The sequence below is a fragment of the Enterococcus sp. genome (assembly GCF_032555305.1).
In the GTDB taxonomy this organism is placed as follows: domain Bacteria; phylum Bacillota; class Bacilli; order Lactobacillales; family Enterococcaceae; genus Enterococcus_A.
The window spans coordinates 73,635-89,049 of sequence record NZ_JAWGOQ010000009.1 but is presented as its reverse complement, the minus strand read 5'-3'; the positions used below and the strand labels follow the sequence as shown (position 1 = coordinate 89,049).

The 15,415-nt window shown below is 40.0% G+C and carries 15 protein-coding genes; 5 read left to right on the top strand and 10 right to left on the bottom strand.

What is annotated here, in order from left to right; all coding sequences use genetic code 11:
- Nucleotides 1–3: 3 nt before the first annotated feature.
- From E6139_RS08775 to E6139_RS08750, 6 genes are all read right to left on the bottom strand, one after another.
- Complete coding sequence (locus E6139_RS08775) at nt 4–1,275, bottom strand: gluconate:proton symporter (protein WP_316402686.1); 1,272 nt, start codon at nt 1,273–1,275, stop codon at nt 4–6.
- Nucleotides 1,276–1,287: 12 nt separating this feature from the next.
- Complete coding sequence (locus tag E6139_RS08770; protein WP_316402685.1) at nt 1,288–1,533, bottom strand: hypothetical protein; 246 nt, start codon at nt 1,531–1,533, stop codon at nt 1,288–1,290.
- A complete protein-coding gene (locus E6139_RS08765) occupies nt 1,533–2,270 on the bottom strand; it encodes a sugar phosphate isomerase/epimerase family protein (protein ID WP_316402684.1) in 738 nt (245 codons plus the stop codon). Before E6139_RS08765 ends, E6139_RS08770 begins: the two co-directional genes overlap by 1 nt.
- A gap of 184 nt (nt 2,271–2,454) precedes the next feature.
- The gene (locus E6139_RS08760) at nt 2,455–3,438 is read right to left on the bottom strand and encodes a LacI family DNA-binding transcriptional regulator (RefSeq protein WP_316402683.1); all 984 of its coding nucleotides are present in this window, start codon (nt 3,436–3,438) and stop codon (nt 2,455–2,457) included.
- Nucleotides 3,439–3,518: 80 nt separating this feature from the next.
- Nucleotides 3,519–4,121: a transglutaminase family protein gene (locus tag E6139_RS08755; RefSeq protein WP_316402682.1), complete on the bottom strand. Its 603-nt coding sequence runs from the start codon at nt 4,119–4,121 to the stop codon at nt 3,519–3,521.
- Nucleotides 4,122–4,135: 14 nt separating this feature from the next.
- Nucleotides 4,136–4,648: an AAA family ATPase gene (locus E6139_RS08750; RefSeq protein ID WP_316402681.1), complete on the bottom strand. Its 513-nt coding sequence runs from the start codon at nt 4,646–4,648 to the stop codon at nt 4,136–4,138.
- A 161-nt stretch (nt 4,649–4,809) separates the two neighbouring features.
- Between E6139_RS08750 and E6139_RS08745 the strand changes: the two genes are divergently transcribed.
- Complete coding sequence (locus tag E6139_RS08745) at nt 4,810–5,598, top strand: Cof-type HAD-IIB family hydrolase (protein ID WP_316402680.1); 789 nt, start codon at nt 4,810–4,812, stop codon at nt 5,596–5,598.
- Nucleotides 5,599–5,634: 36 nt separating this feature from the next.
- Here the strand turns inward: E6139_RS08745 and E6139_RS08740 are convergent, their stop codons facing one another.
- Entirely contained in the window at nt 5,635–6,960 is a 1,326-nt protein-coding gene (locus E6139_RS08740) for a citrate/2-methylcitrate synthase (protein WP_410470518.1), read from the bottom strand.
- 187 nt (nt 6,961–7,147) lie between these two features.
- Between E6139_RS08740 and acnA the strand changes: the two genes are divergently transcribed.
- Together acnA and icd are read left to right on the top strand one after the other, a co-directional pair.
- A complete protein-coding gene (gene acnA / locus E6139_RS08735; protein WP_316402678.1) occupies nt 7,148–9,799 on the top strand; it encodes an aconitate hydratase AcnA in 2,652 nt (883 codons plus the stop codon).
- The gene (icd, locus tag E6139_RS08730; RefSeq protein WP_316402677.1) at nt 9,799–11,022 is read left to right on the top strand and encodes an NADP-dependent isocitrate dehydrogenase; all 1,224 of its coding nucleotides are present in this window, start codon (nt 9,799–9,801) and stop codon (nt 11,020–11,022) included. The genes acnA and icd overlap by 1 nt, the downstream gene beginning before the upstream one ends.
- 230 nt (nt 11,023–11,252) lie before the next feature.
- Here the strand turns inward: icd and E6139_RS08725 are convergent, their stop codons facing one another.
- Together E6139_RS08725 and E6139_RS08720 are read right to left on the bottom strand one after the other, a co-directional pair.
- Nucleotides 11,253–11,480: a hypothetical protein gene (locus E6139_RS08725; RefSeq protein ID WP_316402676.1), complete on the bottom strand. Its 228-nt coding sequence runs from the start codon at nt 11,478–11,480 to the stop codon at nt 11,253–11,255.
- A 117-nt stretch (nt 11,481–11,597) separates the two neighbouring features.
- Nucleotides 11,598–12,074, bottom strand: coding sequence for a GAF domain-containing protein (locus E6139_RS08720; RefSeq protein ID WP_316402675.1), 477 nt, complete (start codon nt 12,072–12,074; stop codon nt 11,598–11,600).
- 338 nt (nt 12,075–12,412) lie between these two features.
- Between E6139_RS08720 and E6139_RS08715 the strand changes: the two genes are divergently transcribed.
- Entirely contained in the window at nt 12,413–13,822 is a 1,410-nt protein-coding gene (locus E6139_RS08715) for a peptidoglycan DD-metalloendopeptidase family protein (protein WP_316402674.1), read from the top strand.
- Between the two features lie 89 nt (nt 13,823–13,911).
- Entirely contained in the window at nt 13,912–14,622 is a 711-nt protein-coding gene (locus E6139_RS08710) for a DNA alkylation repair protein (protein WP_316402673.1), read from the top strand.
- Nucleotides 14,623–14,660: 38 nt separating this feature from the next.
- Here E6139_RS08710 and budA read toward each other — a convergent pair whose 3' ends face one another.
- Nucleotides 14,661–15,374 carry an acetolactate decarboxylase gene (budA, locus tag E6139_RS08705; protein WP_316402672.1) on the bottom strand — a complete coding sequence of 238 codons (714 nt, stop codon included), beginning with the start codon at nt 15,372–15,374 and terminating at the stop codon, nt 14,661–14,663.
- Nucleotides 15,375–15,415 lie beyond the last annotated feature (41 nt).

Below are 15,415 nucleotides of genomic sequence, written 5' to 3'. Positions count from 1 at the left end.
TCTTTAAAGTAAAATATAAGCAACGATCAAATTCAAAACGGTAGCAGCCCAAGCCCACGGCATTCCCGTCATTAAGAAGGTTTTGGTATCCAAGCCGGCATATTGTACTGACCATAAATTCCATGATTGCGTGATACAAGCTGAGACACCCATCATAGAAGGCACAACTAGCAATCCATATAAGAAATATTGATCGAACATTCCAGTTCCCACTAAGATCGCAGCGGTTGCGGCGCCGGCACCATATAGCATCAACGGACCACGGAAGTATGAAAGCGGCGCTATGATTGCAACTATGATGATCAAAACAAGCTTGCTGCTTGGAATAATTTCCTGGAATACGCTGGTAAAACCTGACATCGCATGAACCGCAGCAGATTGGAACATCGTTAAGACGAAGAGCATGATCAGCAAGCCAGCGATATCACTGATCGCATGTTTAGCGGTTTCATTCATCATTGTGACGAACTTACTGTAGCGTTTCATATTTCCTGTCGCTGCAAAGGCAATAATCGTAGACAGTAGAAGTGCTGGTACTGCATCCCATTTAGCAAATATGCTTAGAGCTACTGGCATGACTGGTAATACGTAAGTCCAAATTGGAACTTCTACTACTTCTTTTTCTGTAGTACTTTCAACGATTTCAGGCTTTCCGTTACGGATTTTCTTCGCGTTGAACAATATGAAAAGTATCAAGATCACCATCTGAACACCCATTGCAACAAAACCAAAGCGTTGGTAATGTGGTCCCCATGCTACTTTTGGAAAGAAGACCTGAAATTGGACAAACAACACATTGTTGACATACATAGCTGCACCAATTGCGATTGTAAAAACCGATACAGCAATGTTTTTCGGAACGCCAATCGAAAACATGATTGGGAATAAGATGACTCCTACAGCGATAGCTGATCCGACACCATAAGAACTTGTGAATATTAAAGCGATTACAAGAGTGATTAAAATCGTTGCTAATACGGGACTTTTCTTACCGACCTTTTCCGTGCGCCGACTAATACTGCCAGCGATTCCCGTATCGACTAAGACTCGTCCAAACCAAGATCCAAAGATAATATATGCCGCTGTCTTACCATAATTCAGAACCGGCTCTGTGAAAATTTCTTTTACTGCTGTATTGAAAGGCACCATTCCGATGACCGTCCACAAGATTGCCATTACGAAGAAGCCAACAGTTAAGTTTCCGCCCTTCATAGCATAGAGAACAAAGATGATAAAGGTTACAGCTAATAAGATTCCAGTTATTGCGCTACCCATTTCGTTCACCTCCTAATAATTGTTTAATTCGCTTAAAATGCGTTGGTATTTTGAAATTGGTTTGGCATGATCTTCAACGAAGAAGTCATTTTCCATATGGTTGAATTTTTGAATTAAGTAATAACCTGTTAGGTAAGCTGCTAATGCTTCCTTGGCCGCTTTTTCCATATCTTCCTTATCGATCTCAGGACGATGAATCGTTTCCATAAAATGGTAAGCAAATTTTTCTGGATCGATTTTTGTTTGTTGTTCTGTCATTAGATTTCACTCTCCAATAATTCTTTGGCTTCTAGAATCTCTGCATTGGCAGTTGTTGGATATTCAATTGCAACTGGAACATTTTTGGGTAGAATTTGTAAGACCTTACGCCAATTAATTTCACCATGATCTAATCCCGCCGCTTGTGGTTGTTCGTCTGTATAGGCTACATCTTTCACGTGAATATAATGTACGTAGCTTTTTAATAAATTGGCCGCCTCAATTTCATCCTCACCAACGAAGCGCCAGTTACCTAAATCATAAACGTAACCAATATGTAATTCCGCTCGCTTCACAGCCTTCATATAATTACTGATGGCTTTGATCGTACCTGAAGTTTGAGTTTGATCATTTTCAATCGAAATCTCTACTCCTTTTTCAAGAAGCGCTTTCAATTCAGTTTCATGAAGCTCTCCATTGAAATCGCCAATATTCCATTTAATGTGTTTTACACCCATTTTTTTGGCTTCTTCTAAATACTGCTCTAATCTTGGATTGATCTTTCCATCTACATAGACTTCGTCCGGAACACTGTAGAACAATTGCATGTTTAAACGTTCAGCTTCCGATTGAATAACATCAATTTCATTATTAATATCTTTAAAATACTCTCTTCTGATTTCTACTTGATTAAACCCTAAATCAGAAATCTCTTGTAACAAATCGCTTTGCAACGCACCATCTGCTACTCTATCTGCAAAAACTAAAAAATTAAGCACTAATCTACTATCCTTCATAAAATCGCGTCCTTCCAATTAGTTAACCGGTTTCTATACTCGTATAGTAAACCGGTTTCCAAAAAATGTCAACGGTTTCAGATTTAAAAAACATATTATTTTGAATAAAATAAATAAGCAATGTATGGAAACCGGTTCCTATACATTGCTTATTCACTAAATTATTTTTATAAAATAACTGATATTAAACTGATTTTCGCCAACGAATATCTGATGGAACAATAATTTCCTGTCTTTCTTGCGGTTCTTTCAGTAATTTTAAAAGGTTCTGTGCGGCAATTTTACCAATCTTTTTCGAAGGCTGCTCAATACTGGTAATCCCTGGTCCGACTAGCTCAGTTAAGTTCCAATCATCAAACCCAGTGATACCAATTTTTGCGGGTATTTCAATTTCTTGTTGGATCAACCATCCCAAAACATCCATCAACATTCGACCATTGGAGGCAAAAAGCAGGCTCTTTTTCGATTCAGCAATAATTGGTCGAAGTAAATCAGGTAATTGATTCTCATCAGTAATTTCAAGCAGCTTGCAGGTTTTTCCTGCTGCTTGAACGGTTTTTTTGACGGTTTGATAACGTAAGTCCCGAGTACTCACATCTTTGACGGGTTCACTTACAACGACCACATTTTCATAGCCTATATTTAAAGCTTTTTCCAAAACTTCTTGGGTGGCAGCAATATTATTGGTCATTACAGAAGACCATTTTTCCGGTTCAGTTTGCCGATCAACCAGCAAGAGGGGGATATTCCGTTCAGTAATAAACTCGTAGTTAGCTGTTTGTCGCGAGGATGGCTGCAGAATAATTCCTTCCACACTCTGATCTAGTAGTTTTTCCAACAACTCTTTTTCTTGCGTGACTGAATTAGCAGCATCCACAATGATCATTTGATAGCCACTTTGTTCAAGTACAGACCCGATTCCTTTTAATAGTAATGAGGAATACAGATTGGAAATATCGGCAACCACTACACCAATCAGATAACTATGTTTTGATTTTAGTGACTGTGCTTGTTTACTTGGACGATAGTTTAGGCGTTCGATCACTTCTGCGATCTTCGCTTTGGTTTCCTTCGACATATTGCCGTAATTATTATTAAGAAAGCGTGAAATCGTTGTTTTTGAAACGCCCGCTTCTTCCGCAACCTCTTTGATGGTAATTTTTTTCATGTGCTCTTCTCCGACTATCTTTTTTTAATATTGTAGCGAATTTTTAAACGAATGGAAAGACAACCAATCTAATCACTCACTTAAAGAGATTCCGGTAAGGTATTCACATACATTGCCAAAGCATCGTTACTCTCCTCTAACACCCGCATGGTTTTCCTATTAGGCTTTGTATAGATTACGTTATAATCTCGTTCACCTAAACGTGTGTCTGGATTAAAAGCAAGATGCTCCTTATTCATAGAAAACTGTGCATCAATTCCTGTTTTATTTCCACGGGCATCGAGCCTAAACCATGCATCCTGGGATTTTATGTACACGGCGTTCAGTGCATGGATACAATACCGCTTATCTACTTCATCAAAAAGAAGCAGCTTTTGATAGCAATAACCGGTCGGAATTCCGGCTCTTCGCAATAATCCTGTCAGTAAATTGGCTTTTGCATAGCAAATTCCGTGTCCGCTTTCTAAAACTTCAACAGAAGTCTTGGTCACTCTGGTCGCTTGGATATCCCACGAATGATCAATTTTATCTCTAACATAATAAAAGGCTCGTTGAATGCTAGCAATTTCATTTTTAGTATTTGAAGAAAGCTTTTGACTTAAGTTTTTTATCGCAGGCTCATTCAAACATATCACCGGTAAATCTTGCAGATAATCAGCTAGCTTATCCGATTCTAATTCCATGCTTCGCCCTCCTTTTACAGCTCCAATTCAAAGTCATAGGTCTGATCAATCAAAATATAGTTGCATCCATATTTTTGACACATCGCCAAAGTTTTTGCATTCTCATTAATCATTGTTTCAATCGTCAAATCAGAATCATCCAACCTCTTTTCAATCGTATTAGCGAATTTTTTGATATCAGAGAAATGCGACTTTATATAATCTTCTGTCATAACCAAACAATAATAGCGAATCTCTTGCAAATATTCCTCTGAAAAAGATTGTTTCCAATCAAAAGGAACATAGAGTCCTTCGACAATGAGATTCTGTTTATTTTCGATTGCAGTTTTAATAATTTCCTTCAGGATATTCCAAAGATACGGCGTAAGGTCTTGATCATCTGCTGGCGTCAACTTTGTTTCACCGCTGCGGATCAGCCCCATCTTCAGATGATCAATCGATAAATAAGGATAGTGATACTTTTCTAACAGTTTCTGGGCTAAAACGGTCTTACCCGTATGTGAGGCACCAGTAATAATAACAATCATGTCGATCAATCCTTTTAAGTAAAGTTTTTGAGTAAAAAATGTAATGATGTTTCCAGTGTTTTCTTTTATACTTATTGTAATCGAATTCACTTAGGATTTCAGTTCCTCTTCTAATCCATTATTTGGAAAATGATTATACTAATAAAAATAGGAGTGTTCCCATGGAAAATTATCGTGTTGCTTTTTTTGATATTGATGGCACATTAGCTGATAACAATTTGCCTCATGCGTTATCTTTCGCTGAACGGATTCCTGATTCTGCCAAACTCGCCCTCCGCAAATTGAAAGAAAACAAGATCGAACCTGTAATCGCATCTGGTCGTCATTACGGTGCACTGGCTGACCTGGCACATGGCTTAGGAGTAGATAGTGTCATTTCATCCAATGGAAACTGTATCCATTATCAGGGGGAAATGATCCATCAGAATATTATCCCTCAGGAACTGTTAGCAGAATTACTCGATTACTTGGATCAATTTAAGTTAGAATGCTTGATCGAAACGCCTCACGAGCTATACTGCTTTGAAACAAATCAGTACAAAGGCGACCATTTCTCACAAAAAACTTTTTTGAGTAAGTCAGATCCCCTGCCAGATGACGTCATTCAACTGATTGTGCCTTGGAGTGACAAAGCTGATTTCAAATTGGAGATGGATTCACCCTTAATCGTAGAAAAAGTGGCACCTGTTGCGGCTAATATCCACTTAAAAACGGGAACGAAGGCAGAGGGAATCCATAAAATTTGCGAATCAATGAATATTACTGCTAGACAAGCCTTGGCCTTCGGAGATGAAGAAAATGATTTTACCATGTTTGATGTGGTCGGATTTCCCGTGGCAATGGGGAATGCAGCGCCAGCTTTAAAAGAAAAAGCCGCTCATGTGACAACATCTGTTGGAGATGACGGCATCTGGAAAGCCTGTGTCGATCTAGGATTAATCACTGAATAGAAAAAATCCGCCAGAAGAATAATCTGGCGGACTTTTTTAGCGTTCATTGATTTCTTCGTATTCCCGATCTTCGGAAACTTCCATATAAGCAGGACGAATTATTTTTTGCACGTTGATCAGTTCTTCGATTCGATGTGCCGACCAGCCAACGATCCGGGCAATGGCAAACATCGGTGTATATAACTCTTGCGGCAGATCCAACATGTGGTATACAAAGCCGCTAAAGAAATCGATATTCGCACTAACCCCCTTATAGACTTTACGTTTCTCAGAGATAATTTCAGGAGCTAATCGTTCAACTTTGCGGTATAAGTTGAATTCTGCTGATGCCTCGGAACCTTTTTCCGCCGCTAATTTTTCTACATAACGTTTGAAAATCTCAGCTCGCGGATCAGATTCAGCATAAACCGCATGGCCCATACCGTAGATCAAGCCTTGCTTATCAAAGGCCTCCTTATTTAGGACCTTTTCCAAGTAGGCTCGAATCTCGTTCTCATCTTCACAATCATTGACGTTCGCCTTTAGATCTTCCATCATCTGAGTCACCTTAATATTGGCGCCACCATGCTTAGGACCTTTTAAAGAACCTAGAGCCGCTGCGATAGTTGAATAAGTATCCGTGCCGCTGGAAGTAACGACTCGAGTTGTGAAGGTTGAGTTATTCCCTCCGCCGTGTTCCATATGTAAAACCAATGCCATATCTAACGTTTGCGCTTCTTGGAAAGTGTACTTCTTATCTGGGCGCAGCATCGTCAAAATAGCTTCCGCAGTACTTAAATTTTCATCTGGGCGGTGAATATACATACTATCACCTTTGCTATAGTGATTATACGCATGATATGAATAAACTGCGATCATAGGAAAAATAGCAATCAATGATAAACTTTGATCTAAAACATTCTCAATACTGATATCATCTGGTTTATCATCATAACATCCCAATGTCAGAACGCTGCGGGAAATCATATTCATGATATTATGTGATGGCGCCTTCATAATAACATCACGAACAAAGTTGGTCGGAAGCGTTCGTCTTTTACCGATCAACGCCTTGAATTCCGCCAGTTCTTCTTTGGTCGGTAACGAGCCAAATAATAACAAGTAACTAACTTCTTCAAACCCTAAACGTTCTTCAGAAACAAATCCGTTCACCAATTCATTGATATCGATTCCGCGGTAACGCAATTCTCCATATTTAGATATAACCTTATCACCATCCATAATTTGCGGATGAATCGTCGAAATATTGGTCAAACCGGCCAATACGCCTTTTCCATCGAGGTCACGCAACCCTCTTTTTACGTTATGTTTCCTATATAAAGAAGCATCTAAATAATCCTCTTTTCGGCATATTTCAGCCATTTGGTGCAAATCTAACATTCTTGTGTCCTCCTAACCATATTTAATTTTACAATCGGGTTAAGAAACATTATAACACCATTGGCGTAAAATGAAATACTTTTAATAATATCATTTACTTTCTTTTTCTTTATTCGTATAATAAACCCATCTGATTTTAAACGATAACGTACTCAGGAGGGATTTTGGATTGGATTGGAAAAAAGAGCTTTTCGTCAATAACGAACATTATACATACTACGATCTTTCATCAATTGTTAAGTCGTACAAAAAAAACATCGCTGATTATCCATACAGCATTCGTGTATTATTAGAAAGTTTGGCACGTCATCAAGAACTTGTTGATTTAGAAAATTTGGTTGCTTTTGATGCAAGTCAACCGTCAGGAGTTGTTCCATTTAGACCATCGCGAGTTGTTTTACAAGACTTTACCGGAGTTCCAGCGGTTGTTGATCTTGCGGCGATGCGTGACGCAGTAGTGAAGCTGGGCGGAGATCCAAGAGTCATCAATCCAGAGATCCCTGTTACTTTAGTCGTGGATCATTCAGTTCAAGTGGATTGTGCTGGGACTAAAGAGAGCTTGGCTTATAACACCGAGAAAGAATTTGAACGAAATCATGAACGTTACCAGTTCCTGAAATGGGCACAGCAAGCCTTTGACAATTTTGAAGTTGTTCCGCCTGAAACAGGGATCATCCATCAGGTTAATCTTGAATATTTATCGGATGTTATTTTGAAAAATGATGAAAACTTGCTGTTCCCTGATTCATTAGAGGGAACAGACTCCCATACGACCATGATTAATGGTCTTGGTGTACTTGGCTGGGGTGTCGGCGGCATCGAGGCCGAAGCTGCTATCTTAGGCGAGGCTTCCTATTTTCCTACTCCTGAAGTAATTGGTGTGGAATTGACTGGAGCATTGAGCCCGGGCGCCACCGCAACTGATTTAGCACTATATCTGACTGAACTTTTACGTAACGAAAAAGTGGTTGGTAAATTTGTCGAATACTTTGGAACAGGCTATAAGAGCTTGAGCCTTTCTGATCGGGCGACGATCGCGAACATGGCCCCCGAATATGGCGCTACTTGCGGCTTCTGCCCGATTGATGAAGAAACTTTAAGTTATCTTCGCCTAACTGGTCGTTCCGAAGAGCAGGTCGCTTTGGTCGAAGCTTACGCAAAGCAAAACCAACTATTTTATGATGGTACCGAAACACCGACCTATACCCGCGTTATCCAATTAGATCTATCAACAGTACATTCGTCTCTTGCTGGACCCAAGCGTCCGCAAGATCGGATACCTTTAGCCGAGGTAGCAGAAAATTTCCAGGCTTCATTGACTAATCCAAGCGGTCCAAAGGGCTTTGGTTTGGAGAGCGATGAAATAGATCGCAAAGTTGCAATCACTGGGAGCGACGATGCGATTGAGACCGGTGATCTTGCTTTAGCGGCAATCACCAGTTGTACAAACACAAGCAATCCCTCTGTCATGCTAGCTGCTGGTTTATTAGCTAAAAAAGCGGTTGAACTAGGTTTGAAAGTCCCTGCGACAATCAAAACTTCTTTGGCTCCTGGGTCCAAAATCGTGACGCAATATTTGGAAAAAGGCAATTTGCTTGAGCCTTTAGCTGATTTAGGTTTTGATATCGTCGGCTATGGCTGTACAACGTGTATCGGGAACTCTGGTCCATTAGCTGAAGAGATCGAAACGACAATTAAAGATAGCGAATTAGTCGTTTCCGCTGTCTTATCTGGGAATCGAAACTTTGAAGGACGTATTCATCCGTTAATCAAAGCGAACTATCTAGCCTCTCCTCCTTTAGTGATTGCATATGCTCTGGCTGGTACGGTCAAAAAGGATTTAACAACCGAAGCTCTAGCGACAATCAATGGGAAAGAGATTTTCTTAAAAGATCTGTGGCCTTCTCAAGAAGAAGTAAATGCCTATATCAATGATTTCTTGAATCCTGACGATTTCTGCGAAGCCTATAAAAACGTTTATCAATCAAACGAACGTTGGAATCAAATAGAGACCTCTGTTGGCGATTGTTACGAATGGGATAACGCGTCTACCTATATCGCAAATCCGCCATTCTTTACCAATCTAGGCAAGAAGAGCGATGTTGAAAATCCACTAGCCAACCTGCAAGTCTTAGCTAAATTTGGCGATACCGTCACCACCGATCATATTTCTCCAGCCGGAAACATCGGACTTCAATCACCTGCTGGGAAGTATTTAAAAGATCGTGGTCTGACCTATAAAGACTTCAACTCATTTGGTTCTCGACGAGGCAATCATGAAGTCATGATGCGCGGTACATTTGGGAACATTCGGATTCAGAACCAACTGACCCCTGATACTACTGGGGGTTACACAAAATTAGCGACGACTGGCGAAGAACTGTCAATCTATGATGCGGCGATGCGCTATCAGGAAGAACAAATCGGCACGTTGATTCTTGCAGGAAAAGACTACGGCATGGGATCCTCTCGTGACTGGGCAGCTAAAGGAACGAATCTATTAGGCGTGAAAGCTGTTTTAGCTGAGAGCTACGAACGTATTCATCGCAGCAATCTAGTGATGATGGGTGTAATCCCATTTGAATACCTACCGGGCGAAACTGCTGATTCACTTGGTTTGACCGGCTTGGAAAGCTATAGCTTTGATTTTCCTGCTGAACCTACGATTAACCAAGTGGTCGATGTGACTGCAAAAGGTGAAATAGACACCCACTTCCAAGCAAAATTACGCTTCGATTCTGAAGCAGATATTGCTTATTGGAAGAATCAGGGAATTTTACCATTAGTGATTAATAAAAAAATGCAAAAGGAGCAAGCATAATGACAAACACATTGAATCCAGTCATCCCCTACATCGAAGGAGATGGGATCGGACCAGAAATCTGGCAGGCAACTAAAAAAGTCGTTGATGCAGCAGTCTCCTCCGCATACTCTGATGATCGAAAAATCAACTGGTTAGAGATTCTTGCCGGTGAAAAGGCCTTTAATCAAACAGGTACGTGGCTTCCTGAAGAAACATTGGAAGCCATCAAGGAACATAAAGTTGCAATCAAGGGACCTTTGACGACTCCTATTGGGGAAGGTTTCCGTTCCCTGAACGTTACCTTGCGTCAAGAGCTGGATTTATATGCCTGTGTACGTCCTGTACGATATTTCAAAGGAGTCCCTTCTCCTTTGAAAGAACCGGAAAAAACCGATATGACGATCTTCCGTGAAAATTCAGAGGATGTCTATGCTGGAATCGAATTCGCCAAAGGGTCGGAAGAAGTAAACAATCTTTTGAACTTTTTAACTGAACAACTGTCTGTTACTAAAGTTCGCTTCCCGGAAACCAGTGCGTTAGGAATCAAACCGATTTCTCAAGAAGGCAGCGAACGATTGATCGGGGCAGCACTTGATTATGCTATTGAACAAGGGAAAACACGTGTCACCTTAGTCCATAAGGGAAATATCATGAAGTTTACTGAGGGCGGCTTTAAGAACTGGGGCTATGATTTGATTGAAAAGAACTATCCACAAGCCTTCACGATGAATCAATTCAAAAAAATCGCTGCTGATTCAGGCAACGAAACAGCAAATGCAGCACTAGAGGAAGCAAGAAACGCAGGTAAAATTATCGTTGATGATGTCATCGCAGATAATTTCTTGCAGCAGATACTCCTATATCCAGAAAAATATCAGGTCGTTGCTACGACGAATTTGAACGGCGATTATATTTCTGATGCCCTTGCTGCACAAGTTGGTGGAATCGGTATCTCACCAGGAGCGAACATTAATTACAAGACTGGACATGCAATCTTCGAAGCCACTCATGGAACTGCGCCTGACATCGCTGGTAAAGGCTGGGCGAATCCTTGCTCATTACTGCTTTCAGCTACCATGATGCTCGATCATCTTGGTTGGTTTGAAGCTAGCCATAAAATCATGTCAGCCATCGAACAAGCGTTACTAAGCAATCAAATGACACATGATTTTGCTCAAATGCTTGAGATTGAAGAATTATCAACATCCAAGTTCGCCGACTGCTTAATTGAGTCGATGTAAAATGCTTAGCAAAAGAAACCCATGGTTGAAATTTCTCCATGGGTTTCTTTATGCGCATATTAACGTCATTACGATCTTTATTTAAGAATACTGAAACTATTTTTTTGAAGAATTATAAGAAAAAAGGAGATGTTTTTTTATTTGATCATCGATTAATCATCTAAAAATTAAGCACAAAAAAATCACTCAAATAAGTTATCTGAGTGATTTTCTTTAAACAGGACAGTCTGTTAACTAAAGAAACATTCTTTAGAAACAATCCCTGCTACTTCACTATATTTGATTAGTACATGTCCATTTACTTGATCAATCTTATCTGCATCTAAACCGTAAAAGCGCTCAACATTCACGATGCAGCCATTATTCTCTTTACGGATCACCTCTCCAATGATCGGCCGAGCAAAATCAGTTTTCCGGCATTCATAGCTTTCCCCTACAATAATCGCTTCTTTATTCATTCAACCACCTCATTAATGTTTTATACTACACTTATATAGTAGCATTAAGTGGAATGAATTACTACATTAAGGGTGTTATTTATCAAATAACCATCTTTTTTGCTATTTTTTAAATTTTTAGTTTAAATTTTCTAGTAATAACGTCACATATTGTTCCAAGTAAAATTGATCAATTTGATCATACATACCGATCTCAGAACTGTCTAAATCTAATACACCAACTAATTGATCGCCTTTTTTCATCGGCACAACGATTTCTGAGCGTGCCGCTGAGTCACAAGCAATATAATTCTTGTGCTCCAGCACGTTTTCAACGATCAAGGTCTGGTTCTTCTCAGCCGCTTCTCCGCATACGCCCTTGCCCATCGCAATATGCACACATGAGACATTGCCTTGGAATGGGCCTAAGATCAATTCATCATTTTTGAACAAGTAATACCCTGCAAAGACCGTTTCTTGTAACGTTTGATTCAGCAGAGCTGATGAGTTTGCCAGATTGGCGATCAAATCAGTTTCACCTTCCAGTAATGCTTTTTGCTGCAACAATAATAGTTTATATGCTTCTTCTTTTGCTTCTTGATTTTTCCAGGACACAGTAATTCCTCCTAATTTCTATTCAATAAAATAAATATTTCTTTGGTCGTGCCACTCTCAATATTCACGCGTGTAAAGAGCGTCGACACTTTTGGTTTATTCTACCCCAATTCGATGAATAACTCCATTGTTTAAGATATAGACGATCAAACAAAAAATAAGAATTAAAACTCAGTAATACATTGGATTGTCAAGTGATTTATCACTTATTTCTCCGTCATAATATTTCATTATCATTACAATCTATACGGTTAGATAAAAATTCAAATACTTTAAACTTTTTCTTCACAAATTCTTATATAATTGAACGCGAAAGATGAAAAAAGCGAGGGAATCCATTGATTAAGTTAAAAAAATATACAGCACTAACTTTATGTGCCTTAACCTTAACCGCTACCCCAATTAGTGTTCTAGCAGATGAGTACGATCAAAAGATTGCCGATCAAGATAAAAAGATCTCTGACTTGCAACAAACAGAACAATCGGCTGAAAACCAAAAAGCAGCATTAGAACAGCAAGTTGCCGCTGTTGAACAAGAAGTGCAGGCTGTCTTAAAAGAAAAAACGAACGAAGAAAAGAAATTAAGCGATTTGACCGCTAAAATTGCAATTCTTCAAGAAAAAATCCAAAAACGCGACGAACAGATTCGCAGCCAAGCTCGTGATGTTCAAACAAAACAAGATTCCGCGTCACTTGTTGATGCTGTAATCAATTCTAAATCTGTTGGCGAAGCCGTGAAAAAAACAATGGCTGTCTCTACTATTCTAACAGCTAGCAAAAACATCATGGAGCAACAAACAAAGGACAAAACTGAGCTAGAAAAGCTTGAAAAAGAAGCCGAACAACGCTTGCAATCGATCAACAAGAAAACTGCTGAACTAAAAGCCAAACAAGAGCAATTAGTTCAAACAAAATTAGATCAGCAAGTGAAGATCAATGAGATTCAAGCCAGCATCGCAACTGAAAAAGGCGAAAAAGAGAAATATGAAAAACAAAAGGAAGAAGCTGAGAAGAAACGTCAAGCAGCTTTGAAAGCCTTGGAAGAACAACGGAAAAAAGAAGAAGAAGCACGTGCGAAAGCACAAGTTGAGGCTGAAAAGCAAGCGAAAATTGCTGCTGAGGAAGCACAAAAAGCGGCTGAAGAAGCGGAAAAGCAAGCGGCTGCAGCTGAAACTGCTAAACAAAAGCAAGAAGCAGAAATCGCTCAATTGGAAGCTGAGAAACAAGAGCAACAAGCAAAACAACAAGAACAGCAAGCACAAACTGTTACAGATGCTGGAGCTAGTCAAGTTACTACAAATCCAACAGTTCCAACGACAAATGAAGCAAAACCTGCGACAAATAGCAGTGGTTGGGCTTCACCTTTGTCAATCGGATTAGTCGTTACTAGTCCATTTGGACCGCGTCAAGACCCAACAGGAGCCTCTGGTACTCAGCATGATGGCATCGATTTTGCTGGAGCTGCTGGTACTCCGATCATGGCTTCTAAAGGCGGAAAAGTCGTAGAAGCAGGCTTCCATTGGTCAGCTGGTAACCATGTTGTAATTCAGCATCCAGACGGCTACTATTCATACTATATGCACATGGTCTCTGCACCAAGTGTCAGTACTGGCTCTGAAGTCAGCGCTGGACAAGTTTTAGGCGGTATGGGAACGACTGGTAATTCAACTGGTGTTCATTTACACTTCGGTGTATCTACTGCATTATGGTCAGGCTTTGTTAACCCTGCCCCATTATTAGGCGTTTAAGAACGATATAAAAAGTGTAAAGCAATCATCAGAATATCTCTGATCATTGTTTTACACTTTTTATTTAATACGAGAAAGGATGTCGAAGATTGACGATTGATGAAATCACTACTTATTTGAAAGCTTCTTCCTCAGAAAAATTCAAAAAGAATATTATTAAATTAGGCATTCCTGCTGAACACACAATCGGTGTCCCCACTTCTGAACTGCGCAAGTTCGCGCGAAAGCTGCCTAAGGACAAGGATTTTCTAATGGAACTGTGGCAGACGAATTATCATGAATGCAGAATCCTCGCTGTATTGGCGCTCAAGCCTAAAGACTGTACGGATGAAGACATCAGCTACTTTATGAGCGGGATCATTTCATGGGATCTCTGCGATCTTTTTTGTAAAAGTATTCTGATAAAACAAAGCGACTTTGACCATTTCATTAGGGATTGGATCAATTCTGATGAATTATTTTACAAACGGGCAGCTTTTACCTTAATCGCTAGTACTTCCACCCATGCCTCTCTTTCCATCTCAGAAATTAAGGATTATTTAAAAATGATCGCTGATTATTCTGATGACGATCGCTTGTTAGTAAAGAAAGCTGCCTCTTGGGCGCTAAGAGAACTTGGAAAAACCAATGAAGAAGCAAAAAACTTAGCTATAGAAGCAGCTGAAACGATGCAAAAAGAAGATTCGAAAGCAAAAAATTGGATCGCTAAAGATGCGTTGAAGGAACTGACGCTTTTAGTCCAAGCACCCGGACGCTCCCGCCTGATCTCATCAAAATCAAAAATGGGTAAAGAAGTTTAAAACAGCAGAACTGCAGGTAACCTGCAGCTCTGCTGTTTTTATTCTGCTTCTTCGATATCTTTTGTGATTTCCTCTAGTTTGATCTCGTTTGATAGGTAATCCGCATTTTCCGTTGGAAAGTGTTGGCGGAATTCTGCCAACTCCATCAAATCAACTGTTCCATCTGCTAACTCAAAATCCAGAACATGTCCGCCAAATTTACGATCATCACTGATAAAATGCAAATGGAAACCTGCAGCGGCAGCCCCATGAAATAATCTTGGTGTAAAGAAACCAACGATCGTTCCTGAAATGTTATCCGCTTCAAACTCTGGTTGATTGCGGGCGATTTCCACGAAACGCGGATAAGGCTTCTCTTGTTTTGGAGCCACCCGCACGTGCATGTGCTTGAATGTCCCATCTATTTTCACAGCCGCGAATAGATTATGGCTGATTTTTTCAAGAATTGCTTTTTTTACTGAATCGTCAGAAACTTGCATTAATGAAAATGCTTCATCTGACTCAAAGTTTGTCACTGCCGCATAGGGTGTCAGCTCATCGCCAGATAACAGATTAACCCTTCCTGTTTCGTCTGCTTGGTAAATGACGCCATCCAAGAAAATAACTTCTCCATTGGACCCTTCCAATGTACCTAAGCCAAAGTCGCCATAGTTAGACAAAGTCCCGATTTTTTCGGTGCCGTCCATTAGATCCTGCATCAATCCGCCAAGTGTTCCATGCTGGTAGATATAACTTTTAGTTTTCACTGTCATGAGAAATCCCCTTCTACTTCTGATTGCTGTATTCGATAGAT

Coding starts and splice junctions, on each gene's coding strand:
- E6139_RS08770 (WP_316402685.1), bottom strand. CDS start 1,533: ATGACAGAACAACAAACAAAAATCGATCCAGAAAAATTTGCTTACCAT.
- icd (WP_316402677.1), top strand. CDS start 9,799: ATGACAAACACATTGAATCCAGTCATCCCCTACATCGAAGGAGATGGG.
- E6139_RS08725 (WP_316402676.1), bottom strand. CDS start 11,480: ATGAATAAAGAAGCGATTATTGTAGGGGAAAGCTATGAATGCCGGAAA.
- E6139_RS08760 (WP_316402683.1), bottom strand. CDS start 3,438: ATGAAAAAAATTACCATCAAAGAGGTTGCGGAAGAAGCGGGCGTTTCA.
- E6139_RS08740 (WP_410470518.1), bottom strand. CDS start 6,960: ATGGCTGAAATATGCCGAAAAGAGGATTATTTAGATGCTTCTTTATAT.
- E6139_RS08745 (WP_316402680.1), top strand. CDS start 4,810: ATGGAAAATTATCGTGTTGCTTTTTTTGATATTGATGGCACATTAGCT.
- E6139_RS08775 (WP_316402686.1), bottom strand. CDS start 1,275: ATGGGTAGCGCAATAACTGGAATCTTATTAGCTGTAACCTTTATCATC.
- E6139_RS08750 (WP_316402681.1), bottom strand. CDS start 4,648: ATGATTGTTATTATTACTGGTGCCTCACATACGGGTAAGACCGTTTTA.
- E6139_RS08755 (WP_316402682.1), bottom strand. CDS start 4,121: ATGGAATTAGAATCGGATAAGCTAGCTGATTATCTGCAAGATTTACCG.
- budA (WP_316402672.1), bottom strand. CDS start 15,374: ATGACAGTGAAAACTAAAAGTTATATCTACCAGCATGGAACACTTGGC.
- E6139_RS08765 (WP_316402684.1), bottom strand. CDS start 2,270: ATGAAGGATAGTAGATTAGTGCTTAATTTTTTAGTTTTTGCAGATAGA.